The following is a 13,285-nucleotide window of genomic DNA, read 5'->3' as shown; positions in this document are numbered from 1 at the left end:
GCCGCCTTCGTTTAACCCCAACCGGGAACCGCCGGCGGCCGCGCGCCGCGGCACCGTGCGCCATCAGCGAACAGCCGGTGTAACGGGAGTAAAAGGTCGGCGGGACAGGTTAGGGTCCAATGAGAGACAAACGGCGGAACGTTTCCGGCTACGGGTCGGCTCCAAACCGCCAGAGCGAGAGGTTACCTGAGTATGGCAACTGCACCCATCACTCCCACCATGGCCAGCGTTGATCCGGCCGGTCGGGACGACTACATCTACAACCGCCTCCTCAAGGACCGGATCATCTGGTTGGGCTCCGAGGTCCGCGACGAGAACGCCAATGCCATCTGCTCTCAGCTCCTGCTGCTCTCGGCGGAGGACCCCGAGAAGGACATCTACCTGTACATCAACTCGCCCGGCGGCTCGGTGACCGCGGGCATGGCGATCTACGACACCATGCAGTTCATCCCCAACGACGTGGTCACGGTGGCCACCGGCCTGGCTGCGTCCATGGGCCAGTTCCTGCTCTCGTCGGGCACCAAGGGCAAGCGCTACGCGACCCCGCACGCCCGGATCCTCATGCACCAGCCCTCCGGCGGGATCGGCGGCACGGCCTCCGACATCAAGATCCAGGCCGAGCTGATCCTGCACATGAAGCGGGTGATGGCGGAGCTCACCGCTGAGCAGACCGGCCAGACCGTCGAGACCATCCTGCGGGACAACGACCGCGACAAGTGGTTCACCGCCGAGGAGGGCCTGGAATACGGCTTCTTCGACAAGATCGCCGCGCACGCCGGCGGTGTCACCGGCGGCGGCGGCACGGACCGGGCCGGCAACGGCGAGCCCGCCGACAGCTGAGCCAAGCCCAGGGAACCTTAGACTTCAGGAGCAAGAACATGAACCACAATTTCGGAACCCCCGGCTTCGGCGCTGCACCGCAGATGCCCTCCAGCCGCTACGTGCTGCCCCAGTTCGAGGAGCGCACGCCCTACGGCTTCAAGCGGCAGGACCCGTACACCAAGCTGTTCGAGGACCGCATCATCTTCCTCGGCGTCCAGGTGGACGACGCATCGGCCGACGACATCATGGCCCAGCTGCTGGTCCTCGAGTCCACCGACCCGGACCGTGACATCACGCTGTACATCAACTCCCCGGGCGGTTCGTTCACGGCCATGACGGCCATCTACGACACCATGCAGTACATCCGCCCCGAGATCCAGACCGTCTGCCTCGGCCAGGCCGCCAGCGCCGCCGCCGTCCTGCTGGCCGCCGGCACCCCGGGCAAGCGCCTGGCCCTGCCGAACGCCCGCGTGCTGATCCACCAGCCCGCACTGGCCGGCGGACAGGGCGGGCAGGCCTCCGACCTGGAGATCCAGGCCGCCGAGGTCATGCGCATGCGCTCCTGGCTCGAGGACACCCTGGCGCTGCACTCCAACCGCAGCGCGGAGCAGGTCAACCAGGACATCGAGCGTGACAAGATCCTGACCGCCGAACAGGCACGCGAATACGGCCTGATCGACCAGGTGCTGGATTCGCGCAAGATCAAGACTCCGGCGATCAACAAGAGCTAAGCGGCCGAAGCCCGTGGCGCGCACCGCGCACCACGGGCTTTGCGGTTGCTGATTACCTCCTCCAAGTACCCTAGAGTGGAACAAGGTGGCTGGCTCGTTTCGTCTTCGGTGACGGCGCTCGTCGGAACCGCTTTTTGAAGGACCATCTGAGGGGACTGAACTATGGCTCGCATCGGTGAGAGCACTGACCTGCTCAAGTGCTCTTTCTGCGGAAAAAGCCAGAAACAGGTACGCAAGCTGATCGCCGGTCCCGGCGTGTACATCTGCGACGAGTGTATTGATCTGTGCAACGAGATCATCGAGGAGGAGCTCTCCGAGGTCTCGGACCTGGGATCGTTCGAACTCCCCAAGCCCCGCGAGATCTTCGAGTCGCTGCAGGAGTACGTGATCGGCCAGGAGCCGGCCAAGCGGGCCCTGGCCGTTGCGGTGTACAACCACTACAAGCGGATCCAGGCCGGCAACCACGCCGGCCGCGCAGCCGGCACCCTGGGCGACGGCGGCGCGGGTGAAGACGTGGAGATCGGCAAGTCGAACATCCTGCTGATCGGCCCCACCGGCTGCGGCAAGACCTACCTGGCCCAGACCCTGGCGCGCCGGCTGAACGTTCCGTTCGCCGTCGCCGACGCCACCGCGCTCACCGAGGCGGGCTACGTCGGCGAGGACGTCGAGAACATCCTGCTGAAGCTCATCCAGGCAGCCGACTATGACGTCAAGAAGGCCGAACAGGGCATCATCTACATCGATGAAATCGACAAGATCTCGCGCAAGAGCGAGAACCCGTCGATCACCCGGGACGTCTCCGGCGAGGGCGTCCAGCAGGCGCTGCTGAAGATCCTCGAAGGCACGGTTGCGTCCGTGCCGCCCCAGGGCGGCCGCAAGCACCCGCACCAGGAGTTCATCCAGATCGACACGACCAACGTGCTCTTCATCGTGGCCGGGGCGTTTGCCGGCCTCGAGGAGATCATCGGCTCCCGGTCCGGCCGGAAGGGCATCGGCTTCGGCGCACCCCTGAACGAGGCGTCGAAGAACGTCGACTCCTACGCCGACGTCATGCCCGAGGACCTGCTGAAGTTCGGGCTGATTCCCGAATTCATCGGGCGCCTGCCCGTCATCACCACCGTGTCCAACCTGGACCGGCCGGCCCTGATCAGGATCCTCACCGAGCCGAAGAATGCCCTGGTGAAGCAGTTCCAGAAGATGTTCCAGCTCGACGGCGTCGAGCTCGCCTTCGAGCCGGCCGCGCTCGACGCCATCGCGGACCAGGCGCTCTCCCGGGGCACCGGCGCGCGGGGCCTGCGGGCCATCCTCGAGGAGGTCCTGCTTCCGGTGATGTTCGATCTGCCCAGCCGCGACGACGTCGCGACCGTGGTGATCACCGAGGAAGCGGTCACCGAGAAGGCCGAGCCGACGCTCATTTCCCACGACGTGGTCGCCAAACGGCGTACCAAGTCTGCCTAGCAGGCTTCCCGAACATTCAGTTTCCGAAGGAGTTCCATGCCCGAGTCCGCCCCGGCTGCCGCCGATTTCTGGTTCGATCCGATGTGCCCGTTCGCCTGGGTGACCTCCCGCTGGATGGAGGAGGTGGAAAAGGTCCGCGACGTGCGCACCGAGTGGCACGTCATGAGCCTGGCCGTGCTCAACGAGGGCCGCGACCTGCCCGCCGATTACCGGGCCCGGATCGACCGGGCCTGGGGCCCGGTGCGCGTGATCATCGCCGCGCAGGAGCTGCACGGCCGTGAGTACGTCAAGAAGCTGTACGACGCCATGGGCACCCGGATCCACAACCAGGGCAACGACGATTTCACCGACGTCATCAGCGCTTCGCTGGCCGAGGTGGGACTGCCCGCGGAGCTGGCCGAGTACGCCGGCAGCGACAAGTTCGACGAGCAGCTGCGCGCCTCCCACACCGCGGGCATCAGCCAGGTGGGCGAGGATGTGGGTACCCCCGTCGTCGCGTTCAACGGCACCGCCTTCTTCGGCCCGGTGCTCACCCGCATTCCGCGCGGTGAGGAAGCCGGCCGGATGTTCGACGGCGCGCTGATGCTGGCGGCCAACCCCGCCTTCTTCGAGCTCAAGCGCAGCCGCACCGAAAGCCCGCGCTTCGACTGAGTGTCCTTGGTCTTCCCGCCCGGCGGGACGACGGGAAAGGCCCCGCCCGGAGGAATCCGGACGGGGCCTTTTGCGTCTGGGCGGGTTACTCCGCCGGGGCGAGCTCGACGTCGGTCACGGCCAGCTCGCCGTCGGCGACGGCAAGGCCCAGGTCCCGCACGTTGCCGGCGGCCTGCAGGTCGGCCTGTCCGGCGCGGACCCGGGCGATCTGCGTCTCGGAGCCGGTGACGGTGGCCTTGAGCACCTCGGTGCGCTGCTTGACCTTGGCTTCGGACTTGGCCTTCCGGATGCCGCCCAGGGCCAGCGCGACCGTGCCGAGCAGGGCCGGGTCGGCGTCGGCGACGGCACCGGAGAGGCCCTCGGTGGAGGGCCAGCTGGCGGTGTGCACCGAACCGGCGCGCCACCAGCTCCAGACCTCTTCGGTGGCGAAGGGCAGGAACGGGGCGAACAGGCGCAGCAGCGCGTCCAGCGTGGTCGCCAGGGTGGCGAGCACGGAGGCCTGCTCGGCGTCGCCGACGCCGCCGTACGCCCGGTCCTTGATCAGCTCCACGTAGTCGTCGGTGAAGGACCAGAAGAACGACTCGGTGATCTGCAGGGCCTTGGCGTAGTCATACTTCTCGAACGCCGCGGTGGCCTGGTTGACCACGTCCACCAGCTGCACCAGCAGGGAGGCGTCCAGCGGGTTGACCACCACGGAGGCTTCGGTGCCGGAGCCGATGACGTTGCGCTGCGTCGCGCCCAGGTTCAGGACGAACTTGGAGGCGTTGAGCAGCTTGATGGCCAGCCGGCGGCCGATCTTCATCTGCGCGATCTCATAGGCGGTGTCCGCGCCCAGCTTGGCCGAGGCCGCCCAGTAGCGCACTGCGTCGGAGCCGTACTCGTTGAGCACGTCGGTGGGAACCACCACGTTGCCCTTGGACTTGGACATCTTCTTGCGGTCCGGATCCAGGATCCAGCCGGAGATGGCGGCGTGCCTCCACGGGGCGCAGCTGTTCAGCGCGTCGGCGCGCACCACGGAGGAGAACAGCCAGGTCCGGATGATGTCGTGGCCCTGAGGGCGCAGATCGAACGGGAAGACCTTGCTGAACAGCTCCTCGTCCCGCGCCCAGCCGCCCACGATCTGCGGGGTCAGCGAGGACGTGGCCCAGGTGTCGAGCACGTCCGCGTCGCCGATGAATCCGCCGGGCCGGTTGCGCTGGGACTCCTCGAAACCCGGTGCCGGCTCGGCGGCGGGATCGATGGGCAGCATGTCCGGCGTCGGCAGGATCGGCTCGTCGTAGACCGGGTTTCCGGCGGCGTCCAGCGGGTACCAGACCGGCACCGGGACGCCGAAGAAGCGCTGGCGGGAGACCAGCCAGTCGCCGTTGAGGCCTTCGACCCAGTTCTCGTAGCGGGAGCGCATGTGCGCCGGGTGGAAGTCGATCTCCCGGCCGCGGTTGATCAGCCTCTCGCGCCGGTCGGCGTCGCGGCCGCCGTTGCGGATGTACCACTGCCGGCTGGTGACCACTTCGAGGGGCTTGTCGCCCTTTTCGAAGAAGTTGACCGGGTGGGTGATCTTCTTCGGCTCGCCTTCGAGGTCGCCCGAGGCGCGCAGCATCTCGACCACGGCCTCCTTGGCGGAAAACACGGTCTTGCCGGCCAGGGCGGCGTAGTTCTCCTGTGCCTGCCCGCCGGTGATCCACTCCGGGGTGTCCGCGAGGATCCGGCCGTCGCGGCCGATGACGGCGCGCGTGGGCAGGTTCAGTTCCCGCCACCAGGTGACGTCGGTCAGGTCGCCGAAGGTGCAGATCATGGCGATGCCGGAGCCCTTGTCGGGCTTGGCGAGGGGGTGGGCCTTCACCTCGACCTCCACGCCGAACAGCGGCGAGGTCACGGTGGTGCCGAACAGCGGCTGGTACCGCTCGTCGTCGGGGTGGGCCACCAGCGCCACGCAGGCGGGCAGCAGCTCGGGACGGGTGGTCTCAATGAAGACCTTCTCCCCGTCGGGCCGGTGGAAGCTGATCCGGTGGTAGGCGCCGGGAACCTCGCGGTCCTCGAGCTCGGCCTGGGCGACGGCGGTGCGGAAGGTGACGTCCCACAGCGTGGGGGCTTCGGCCATGTAGGCGTCGCCGGCGGCGAGGTTCTCCAGGAAGGCGCGCTGGCTGACGGCGCGGGAGGTGTCGTCGATGGTGCGGTAGGTGCGCGTCCAGTCCACCGAGAGGCCCAGCTGGGTGAACAGGTCCTCGAAGACCTTTTCATCCTCGACCGCCAGCTCCTCGCACAGCTCGATGAAGTTGCGGCGGGAGATGACGTCGAAGTCGCGCTGGTTCTTCGGTGCCGTGGCCGGCGGCCGGTAGCCCTCGATGTAGGGCTTGGTGGGATCGCAGCGGACGCCGTAGTAGTTCTGCACGCGGCGCTCGGTGGGCAGGCCGTTGTCGTCCCAGCCCATCGGGTAGAAGACGTTCTTGCCGCGCATCCGCTGGAAGCGGGCCAGCACATCGGTCTGCGTGTAGGAGAACATGTGTCCCACGTGCAGCGAGCCGGAGGCGGTGGGCGGGGGAGTGTCGATGGAGTAGACCTCGTCCCGGACGGTGTCCTCGCGGAAGGCGTAGGTGCCTTCCTCGCGCCAGCGGCGGCTCAGGGACTGCTCCAGGCCCTCGAGGGCCGGCTTGTCGGGAACGTTCACGGTCACGGGTTCTTCGGGCGTGTCTGTGCCCGGGTTGTGTTCAGCCATGTTCTCCATTCTCCCATGTGGGCGGGGCGGCGGGGTATGTTGCGCCGGACGCCGTCAGGCGGCGTCGGGAGGGGTGCAGGGGCGCGGGTGCGGCAGGGAGGCAGGGCAGCGGGAAGGCAGCTGCCGGCCCGCCGGCTCCGATACGGCCGCGGCCGGTGCCGCCGCCGCCGGTCGGCGCGTACCATCGGCGGGCATGGCGAAGGAACAGGGGAGCATCCGGATCCGGCGCATCTACGAGCCCGACGACGGCGGCTACCGGGTGCTGGTGGACCGGCTCTGGCCGCGCGGGGTGTCAAAGGAACGGGCGCATCTGGATGAGTGGCTGAAGGACCTGGCGCCGAGCACGGACCTGCGCAGATGGTTCGGGCACCGGCCGGACCGCTGGGAGGGGTTCGTGTCCCGGTACCGCGATGAGCTGGCAAGGAAACCGGAGACGGCCGACTTCGCCCTTGCCTGCGCCTCCCGGGCCGACACCGTGCTGCTCTACGGGGCGCGCAATGAGCGGCGGAACGAGGCCGTGGTGCTGCGGGAGTTCCTGCTGGAGCTGCCCGAACCGGCGGCTTAGGAGCGGAGGCGGCGGCGGAACCGCTACGGCGCGGTGGAGGCTTCCGGGCCCGGCCGGCCGGCCCCCCGGAAACGGTGGTAGCTGTAGACCAGCAGCGCCACGGCGATGCAGCCGGAACCGATGAGCGTGCCGCCGGTGGCCCAGCCGCCGGGCAGCCACCAGTCCTGATGCAGGGGCCACCAGTGCGGCGCCCGGCGCCACAGCCCCCAGGTGACGCCCGCGGCCATCAGCGCCAGGGCGCCGCTGAGGGCCAGGGCGATGCGGGGCCAGGTCTGCACCCCTTCCTCGGCGGCCTTGAACGCGCGCACCTTCACCGGGCGCAGCCAGCGGTGGGCCCACGCGTAGCGGAGCGAGAGCACGGCCAGCCCGGCGGCGATCATCAGCAGCCCGGGGCCGGGCAGGACAAGGGCTGCCACCCCGACGACGACCAGAGTCCAGCCCGCAACTTCGATGCCGGTGCGGCGAAGCCAAGCAGGAATCAGATCCGTTCGAGCCATGGGTACCAGCTTTCCACATCCGCCGTCGGCACACACCCTGCGTGCCGGGGCGGGCTGCGCCGGGCCTCCGAGGGAGCCTCCCGCAACACTGCGGCACACGGGCGGAGGCTGCCGGAACCAACGGTTAGGGTAGGCCCCATGACCAAGCGTGTAGTTGTCACAGGAGCAAGTTCAGGCATCGGTGCCGCCGCCGTACGGGCCCTTACGGCAAGCGGCTGGACCGTGTATGCCGTCGCCCGCCGCGCCGAGCGCCTCACCGCGCTGGCAGCGGAAACCGGGGCGGTGCCCGTCGCCGCCGACATCACCGCCCAGGCCGACGTCGACGCCCTGGCCGAGCGGGTGCTGGCCGACGGCGGCCTGGATGCGCTGGTGAACAACGCCGGCGGGGCCTGGGGGATGGACTCCGTGGCGGTCGGATCCGTGGAGGACTGGGCCCGGATGTACGAGGTCAACGTGCTCGGCACCCTGCGCGTGACCCAGGCCTTCCTGCCGGCGCTGCGCGACAACGGCGAGGGCAGCGTGCTGATGCTGACCTCGACGGCCGCCTTCACCGCCTACGAGGGCGGGGCCGGCTACTGCGCCGCCAAGGCGGGGGAGGAGCTGATGGCCCGCACCCTGCGCCTGGAGGAAGCCGAGCACAACGTGCGCGTCATCGAAGTCTGCCCGGGCATGGTGAAGACGGACGAGTTCTCCCGGAACCGGCTGGGCAGCGAGGAGGCCGCGGAGAAGGTGTACGCCGGCGTCGCCAAGCCGCTGACGGCGGAGGATGTCGCCGACGTCATCGCCTACTCGCTGAACCTGCCGCACCACATCAACCTGGACCAGATCGTGATGCGGCCGGTGGCCCAGGCCGCCCAGCACAAGGTCATCCGCCGCGGCGCCTGAGCCCCGGCCGGACAGCGGCCCGGTGCTGCCCTTCGACAGCGCCGGGCCGATCCCCTAAAATGGCCAAAGCAGCTATGACCCGGCCATCACCGGCGAGCTTCCGGAAGAACAGCCTCCGCCCTTCGGTGAAGCGCCCAGTAGAACCGGACGGGTAAGCCCGTCACAGCAGTCAATGAGCGGCGGCCGACGCCCGCGCCCGGATCCCGGGACGGACATCGGTCAGCAAGCGAGGTGGTACCGCGGTGAACCGCCGGCGACGCAAGGCCGGTGGGACGTTCGCCCTCGCATCCTGTACCAAGCCCATTCCTTGCCGCTACCAGGATGACGACATGCCACAGATCTACCCCAAGGCGTCCACGACGCCGTCCGCCGACGGCGCTTCCTCCTCGCCCCGCTTCCCCGAGATCGAAGAGCGGGTGCTGAAGTACTGGGACGCGGACGGCACCTTCCAGGCCTCCATCGATGCCCGCCCGGCCGGGACCGACGGCGACAACGAGTTCGTCTTCTACGACGGCCCGCCCTTCGCCAACGGCCTGCCGCACTACGGGCACCTGCTCACCGGCTACGTCAAGGACCTGGTGGCCCGCTACCAGACCCAGCTTGGCCGCCGGGTGGAGCGCCGCTTCGGCTGGGACACCCACGGGCTGCCCGCCGAGCTCGAAGCCATGAAGCAGCTGGGCATGAGCGACAAGACCCAGATCGAAGCCATGGGCATCGACAAATTCAACGACGCCTGCCGCGCCTCGGTGATGAAGTACTCCCGCGAGTGGCAGGACTACGTCACCCGCCAGGCCCGCTGGGTGGACTTCGAGAACGACTACAAGACGCTCAACGTCGAGTACATGGAGTCGGTCATCTGGGCGTTCAAGACGCTGCACGAGAAGGGCCTGACCTACAGCGGTTTCCGGGTCCTCCCGTATTGCTGGAAGGACGAGACGCCGCTGTCCAACCATGAGCTGCGCATGGACGACGACGTCTACAAGAACCGGCAGGACCAGACGGTCACGGTCACCTTCCCGATCATCGCCGGGGACAATGTGCTCTCCGCCGAGCTCGAGGGCGTCCAGGCCATCGCCTGGACCACCACCCCCTGGACCCTGCCCACCAACGTCGCCCTCGCCGTCGGCCCCGACGTGCGCTACGCCGTCGTGCCCGCCGGGCCGAACGGCACCCTGGCCGGTGAGGGGCGGTTCATGCTCGCCGAAGACCTCCTCGGTTCCTACGCGAAGGACCTGGGGTACGACGACGCCGACGCCGCCCGCGCCGCCGTCACGTCCGTCCACACCGGCGCCGAGCTGCGGGGGCTGCGCTACGTGCCGCTCTGGGACTACTTCGCCGACGCCGAAAAGTGGGGTACGGCCAACGCCTTCCAGATCGTGGTGGCCGACTACGTCACCACCACCGACGGCACCGGCATCGTCCACCAGGCCCCGGCGTACGGCGAGGACGACCAGAAGATCTGCGAGGAGAACGGCATCCCCGTCACCCTCTCCGTGGATGAGGGCGCGAAGTTCCTGAACCTGTTCGCCGACGGCCCGCTGGCCGAAATCGCCGGGCTGCAGGTCTTCGAGGCCAACAAGCCGATCACCCGCGTCCTGAAGGCCCAGGGCCGGCTGCTGCGCCAGGCCAGCTACGAGCACAGCTACCCGCACTGCTGGCGCTGCCGGAACCCGCTGATCTACAAGGCGGTCTCCTCCTGGTTCGTGGAAGTCACCAAGATCAAGGACCGGATGGTCGAGCTGAACCAGCAGATCAACTGGATCCCGGGCAACGTCAAGGACGGCCAGTTCGGCAAGTGGCTGGAAAACGCCCGCGACTGGTCGATCAGCCGCAACCGGTACTGGGGCAGCCCCATCCCGGTGTGGGTCTCCGATGATCCCAACTACCCGCGCACCGACGTGTACGGCTCCCTGGCGGAGCTGGAGGCCGACTTTGGCCGGCTGCCGCTGAACCACGACGGCGAGCCGGACCTGCACCGCCCGTTCATCGACGAGCTGACCCGGCCCAACCCGGACGACCCCACCGGCAAATCCACCATGCGCCGCGTGGAGGACGTGCTGGACGTGTGGTTCGATTCCGGGTCGATGCCCTACGCCCAGGTGCACTACCCGCACGAAAACGCCGACTGGTTCGAGCACCACAACCCGGGCGACTTCATCGTCGAGTACATCGGCCAGACCCGCGGCTGGTTCTACACGCTGCACATCCTCGCCACCGCCCTGTTTGACCGGCCCGCGTTCCGCAACGTGATCAGCCACGGCATTGTCCTGGGCTCCGACGGGCAGAAGATGTCCAAGTCGCTGCGCAACTACCCGGACGTCTCCGAGGTCCTGGACCGCGACGGCTCCGACGCGATGCGCTGGTTCCTGATGGCCTCGCCGATCCTGCGCGGCGGCAACCTGATTGTCACCGAACAGGGCATCCGCGACGGCGTCCGGCAGGTCATGCTGCCGCTGTGGAACGCCTGGCACTTCTTCAGTCTGTACACCAACGCCGCCAACAACGGGGCGGGCTACGAGGCGAAGCTGCGCCACGACGCCAAGGACCCGCTGGACCAGTACATGCTGGCCGCCACCGGCGGGCTGATCCGGTCCATGCGCACCTCGCTGGACGCCTACGAGGTCTCCGAGGCCTGCGAGCTGCTGCGCTCCTACATGGACGTGCTGACCAACTGGTACATCCGCCGCAGCCGCACCCGGTTCTTCGATGAGGACACCGAGGCGTTCGACGTGCTCTACACCTGCCTGGAGGCAGTGTGCCGGGTCGCCGCGCCGCTGCTGCCGTTGATCTCCGAGGAGATCTGGCGCGGGCTCACCGGCGGGCGCTCGGTGCACCTGACCGACTGGCCCGAAGCCGGCGCTTTCCCGACCAACGCCGACCTGGTGACCCGGATGGACACCACCCGGCGGATCTGCTCGGTGGGCTCCTCGCTGCGCAAGGGCGCGAACCTGCGCGTGCGCCTGCCGCTGCGGGAAATGACCGTGGCGGTGCCGGGCGCCGAGGCGCTGACCGGACAGTTTGCCGCGATCATCGCCGATGAGCTGAACCTGAAGAACGTGGCCCTGGTCGACGCCGCCGACGCCGATCCGGCCGAGTACGGCATCAGCCAGAAGCTGGTCGTCAACGCCCGGGCCGCCGGCCCGCGGCTGGGGAAGAACGTGCAGACCGCGATCAAGGCCGCCAAGGCCGGGGACTGGTCGGTGGATGACGCCGGCACGGTCACCGCCGGCGGGCTGGAGCTGGAACCGCACGAGTACACCCTGGACACCGTGGTCGACGCCGCCGAAGGCGAAGCCGCCAAGGCCGTCACCGTGCTGCCCGGCGGCGGCTTCCTGGTCCTGGACACGGAGGTGACGCCGGAACTGGCCGCCGAGGGCACCGCCCGCGACGCCATCCGCGCCGTCCAGCAGGCCCGCCGCGACGCGGACCTGCACATCAGCGACCGGATCCGCACCGTCGTCGTCACGGGCCCCGCCTCCGCCGCGGCGCTGGAAGCCAACGCCGGGCTGATCAAGGGCGAGACCCTCACCGCGGATCTTCAGGTCCGGGCCGACGGCGCGGACGACGAGTTCGAGGTCACCGTGGAGGTGATCCGATGAGCGGGGACATCGACGGCTTCTCGGTGGAGAGCGTCTACGCCGAGCTGCTCAGCCGCGCGCCGGAAAACAAGATGGAACCGCGGATGGCGCCGCTGTTCCGCGCCATGGAGCTGCTCGGGGAGCCCAACAAGGCCTTCCCGATCATCCACCTCACCGGGACCAACGGCAAGACCAGCACCGCCCGGCTGATCGAGGGCGGCCTGCTGGCCTACGGGCTGCGCACCGGCCGCTACACCAGCCCGCACCTGAGCAAGGTCACCGAACGGATCAGCATCGACGGCAAGCCGGTCGACGATGAGACGTTCGTGCGGATCTGGGACGAAATCCGGCCCTACCTGGAGATGGTCGACGCCGAACTGGTCGCCGCCGGCCAGCCGAAGCTGACCTACTTCGAGTGCGTCACCATCCTGGCCTACGCCGTCTTCGCGGATGAGCCGGTGGACGTGGCCGTGATCGAGGTCGGCCTGGGCGGCATCACCGACGCCACCAACGTCGGCGACGGACAGGTCTCCGTGGTGACCCCGATCAGCCTGGACCACACCGAGCTGCTCGGCGACGACGTTGCCGACATCGCCTACGAAAAGGCCGGCATCATCAAGCCGGGCGGGTTCCTGGTCAGCGCCGCCCAGCCGATGGGCGCCGCGCAGGTGCTGCTGGAAAAGGCGCGGGAAGTCGGCGTCCCGTACCGGTTCGAGGGCGTCGAGTTCGGCGTCGCCTCCCGGGTCATGGCGGTCGGCGGCCAGATGGTCACCATCGACGGCCTGGCCGGACGCTACGAGGAGGTGCCGGTGCCGCTGCACGGTGAGCACCAGGCGCAGAACGCCGCCGTCGCCGTCGCCGCGCTGGAGGCCTTCATCGGCGGCGGAACCCGGGAACTGGACGTGGAGCTGCTGCGCACCGGCTTCGCCGCGGTCACTTCGCCCGGCCGCCTGGAGACCGTCCGCACCGCCCCGACAATCATCGTCGACGCCGCGCACAATCCGGCCGGCATCAAGGCCGCCGCCGCCGCCGTGAAGGAAGCCTTCAACCTCACCGCACTGACCCTGGTGGTCGGCATCCTCGCCGAGAAGGATGCCCCCGGCATCCTCGAGGAGCTGAGCGAGGGCTTCGGTGACATGGTCAACGGCGTCTGCCTGACCCAGTCGATGTCTCCCCGGGCCATTCCGGCCGAGGAGCTCGAGGAGGACGCCCTCGACGCAGGTTTCTCCGAGGACCTCGTGCACGTCGAGCCGAAGCTCGACGACGCCCTCGAGTGGGCGGTCGCCCGCGCGGAGGAAACCGGGGACCTGGGCGGGGGAGTGCTCATCATCGGTTCGATCACCCTGGTCGCCGAAGCGCGCACCCTGCTCGGAAAGTAGGCCGAG

At 68.7% G+C, this 13,285-nt stretch carries 10 protein-coding genes; 8 read left to right on the top strand and 2 right to left on the bottom strand.

Going from position 1 to position 13,285, the window contains the following annotated elements:
• Window positions 1-219: 219 nt before the first annotated feature.
• The 4 genes from AC5RV6_RS10470 to AC5RV6_RS10455 all read left to right on the top strand — a co-directional run bounded on the left by AC5RV6_RS10470 (window position 220) and on the right by AC5RV6_RS10455 (window position 3,662).
• Window positions 220-840, top strand: a complete 621-nt coding sequence (locus tag AC5RV6_RS10470) for an ATP-dependent Clp protease proteolytic subunit (RefSeq protein WP_494007403.1) — start codon at window positions 220-222, stop codon at window positions 838-840.
• 38 nt (window positions 841-878) lie between these two features.
• Complete coding sequence (locus tag AC5RV6_RS10465; protein WP_494007238.1) at window positions 879-1,553, top strand: ATP-dependent Clp protease proteolytic subunit; 675 nt, start codon at window positions 879-881, stop codon at window positions 1,551-1,553.
• 162 nt (window positions 1,554-1,715) lie between these two features.
• Window positions 1,716-3,011: an ATP-dependent Clp protease ATP-binding subunit ClpX gene (gene clpX / locus AC5RV6_RS10460; RefSeq protein ID WP_494007237.1), complete on the top strand. Its 1,296-nt coding sequence runs from the start codon at window positions 1,716-1,718 to the stop codon at window positions 3,009-3,011.
• 36 nt (window positions 3,012-3,047) lie between these two features.
• The gene (locus tag AC5RV6_RS10455; protein ID WP_494007236.1) at window positions 3,048-3,662 is read left to right on the top strand and encodes a mycothiol-dependent nitroreductase Rv2466c family protein; all 615 of its coding nucleotides are present in this window, start codon (window positions 3,048-3,050) and stop codon (window positions 3,660-3,662) included.
• Between the two features lie 85 nt (window positions 3,663-3,747).
• Here AC5RV6_RS10455 and valS read toward each other — a convergent pair whose 3' ends face one another.
• Entirely contained in the window at window positions 3,748-6,375 is a 2,628-nt protein-coding gene (gene valS / locus AC5RV6_RS10450) for a valine--tRNA ligase (protein WP_494007235.1), read from the bottom strand.
• 193 nt (window positions 6,376-6,568) lie between these two features.
• On the opposite strand from valS, the gene AC5RV6_RS10445 reads away from it, so the two are divergent.
• A complete protein-coding gene (locus AC5RV6_RS10445) occupies window positions 6,569-6,940 on the top strand; it encodes a DUF488 domain-containing protein (RefSeq protein WP_494007234.1) in 372 nt (123 codons plus the stop codon).
• Window positions 6,941-6,963: 23 nt separating this feature from the next.
• Here the strand turns inward: AC5RV6_RS10445 and AC5RV6_RS10440 are convergent, their stop codons facing one another.
• Window positions 6,964-7,437: a PGPGW domain-containing protein gene (locus tag AC5RV6_RS10440; RefSeq protein WP_494007233.1), complete on the bottom strand. Its 474-nt coding sequence runs from the start codon at window positions 7,435-7,437 to the stop codon at window positions 6,964-6,966.
• A 138-nt stretch (window positions 7,438-7,575) separates the two neighbouring features.
• Between AC5RV6_RS10440 and AC5RV6_RS10435 the strand changes: the two genes are divergently transcribed.
• The 3 genes from AC5RV6_RS10435 (at window position 7,576) to AC5RV6_RS10425 (ending at window position 13,279) form a co-directional block, all read left to right on the top strand.
• The gene (locus AC5RV6_RS10435) at window positions 7,576-8,322 is read left to right on the top strand and encodes an SDR family oxidoreductase (RefSeq protein WP_494007232.1); all 747 of its coding nucleotides are present in this window, start codon (window positions 7,576-7,578) and stop codon (window positions 8,320-8,322) included.
• 329 nt (window positions 8,323-8,651) lie between these two features.
• Window positions 8,652-11,921: an isoleucine--tRNA ligase gene (gene ileS, locus AC5RV6_RS10430; protein ID WP_494007231.1), complete on the top strand. Its 3,270-nt coding sequence runs from the start codon at window positions 8,652-8,654 to the stop codon at window positions 11,919-11,921.
• Window positions 11,918-13,279, top strand: a complete 1,362-nt coding sequence (locus AC5RV6_RS10425) for a bifunctional folylpolyglutamate synthase/dihydrofolate synthase (protein ID WP_494007230.1) — start codon at window positions 11,918-11,920, stop codon at window positions 13,277-13,279. The genes ileS and AC5RV6_RS10425 overlap by 4 nt, the downstream gene beginning before the upstream one ends.
• Window positions 13,280-13,285 lie beyond the last annotated feature (6 nt).

The sequence above is a fragment of the Arthrobacter saudimassiliensis genome, assembly GCF_059090665.1.
The sequence above is the reverse complement of the archived record's forward strand: the minus strand, read 5'-3'. Positions and strand labels throughout refer to the sequence as shown.

Coding starts and splice junctions, on each gene's coding strand:
- AC5RV6_RS10470 (WP_494007403.1), top strand. CDS start 220: ATGGCCAGCGTTGATCCGGCCGGTCGGGACGACTACATCTACAACCGC.
- AC5RV6_RS10465 (WP_494007238.1), top strand. CDS start 879: ATGAACCACAATTTCGGAACCCCCGGCTTCGGCGCTGCACCGCAGATG.
- clpX (WP_494007237.1), top strand. CDS start 1,716: ATGGCTCGCATCGGTGAGAGCACTGACCTGCTCAAGTGCTCTTTCTGC.
- AC5RV6_RS10455 (WP_494007236.1), top strand. CDS start 3,048: ATGCCCGAGTCCGCCCCGGCTGCCGCCGATTTCTGGTTCGATCCGATG.
- valS (WP_494007235.1), bottom strand. CDS start 6,375: ATGGCTGAACACAACCCGGGCACAGACACGCCCGAAGAACCCGTGACC.
- AC5RV6_RS10445 (WP_494007234.1), top strand. CDS start 6,569: ATGGCGAAGGAACAGGGGAGCATCCGGATCCGGCGCATCTACGAGCCC.
- AC5RV6_RS10440 (WP_494007233.1), bottom strand. CDS start 7,437: ATGGCTCGAACGGATCTGATTCCTGCTTGGCTTCGCCGCACCGGCATC.
- AC5RV6_RS10435 (WP_494007232.1), top strand. CDS start 7,576: ATGACCAAGCGTGTAGTTGTCACAGGAGCAAGTTCAGGCATCGGTGCC.
- ileS (WP_494007231.1), top strand. CDS start 8,652: ATGCCACAGATCTACCCCAAGGCGTCCACGACGCCGTCCGCCGACGGC.
- AC5RV6_RS10425 (WP_494007230.1), top strand. CDS start 11,918: ATGAGCGGGGACATCGACGGCTTCTCGGTGGAGAGCGTCTACGCCGAG.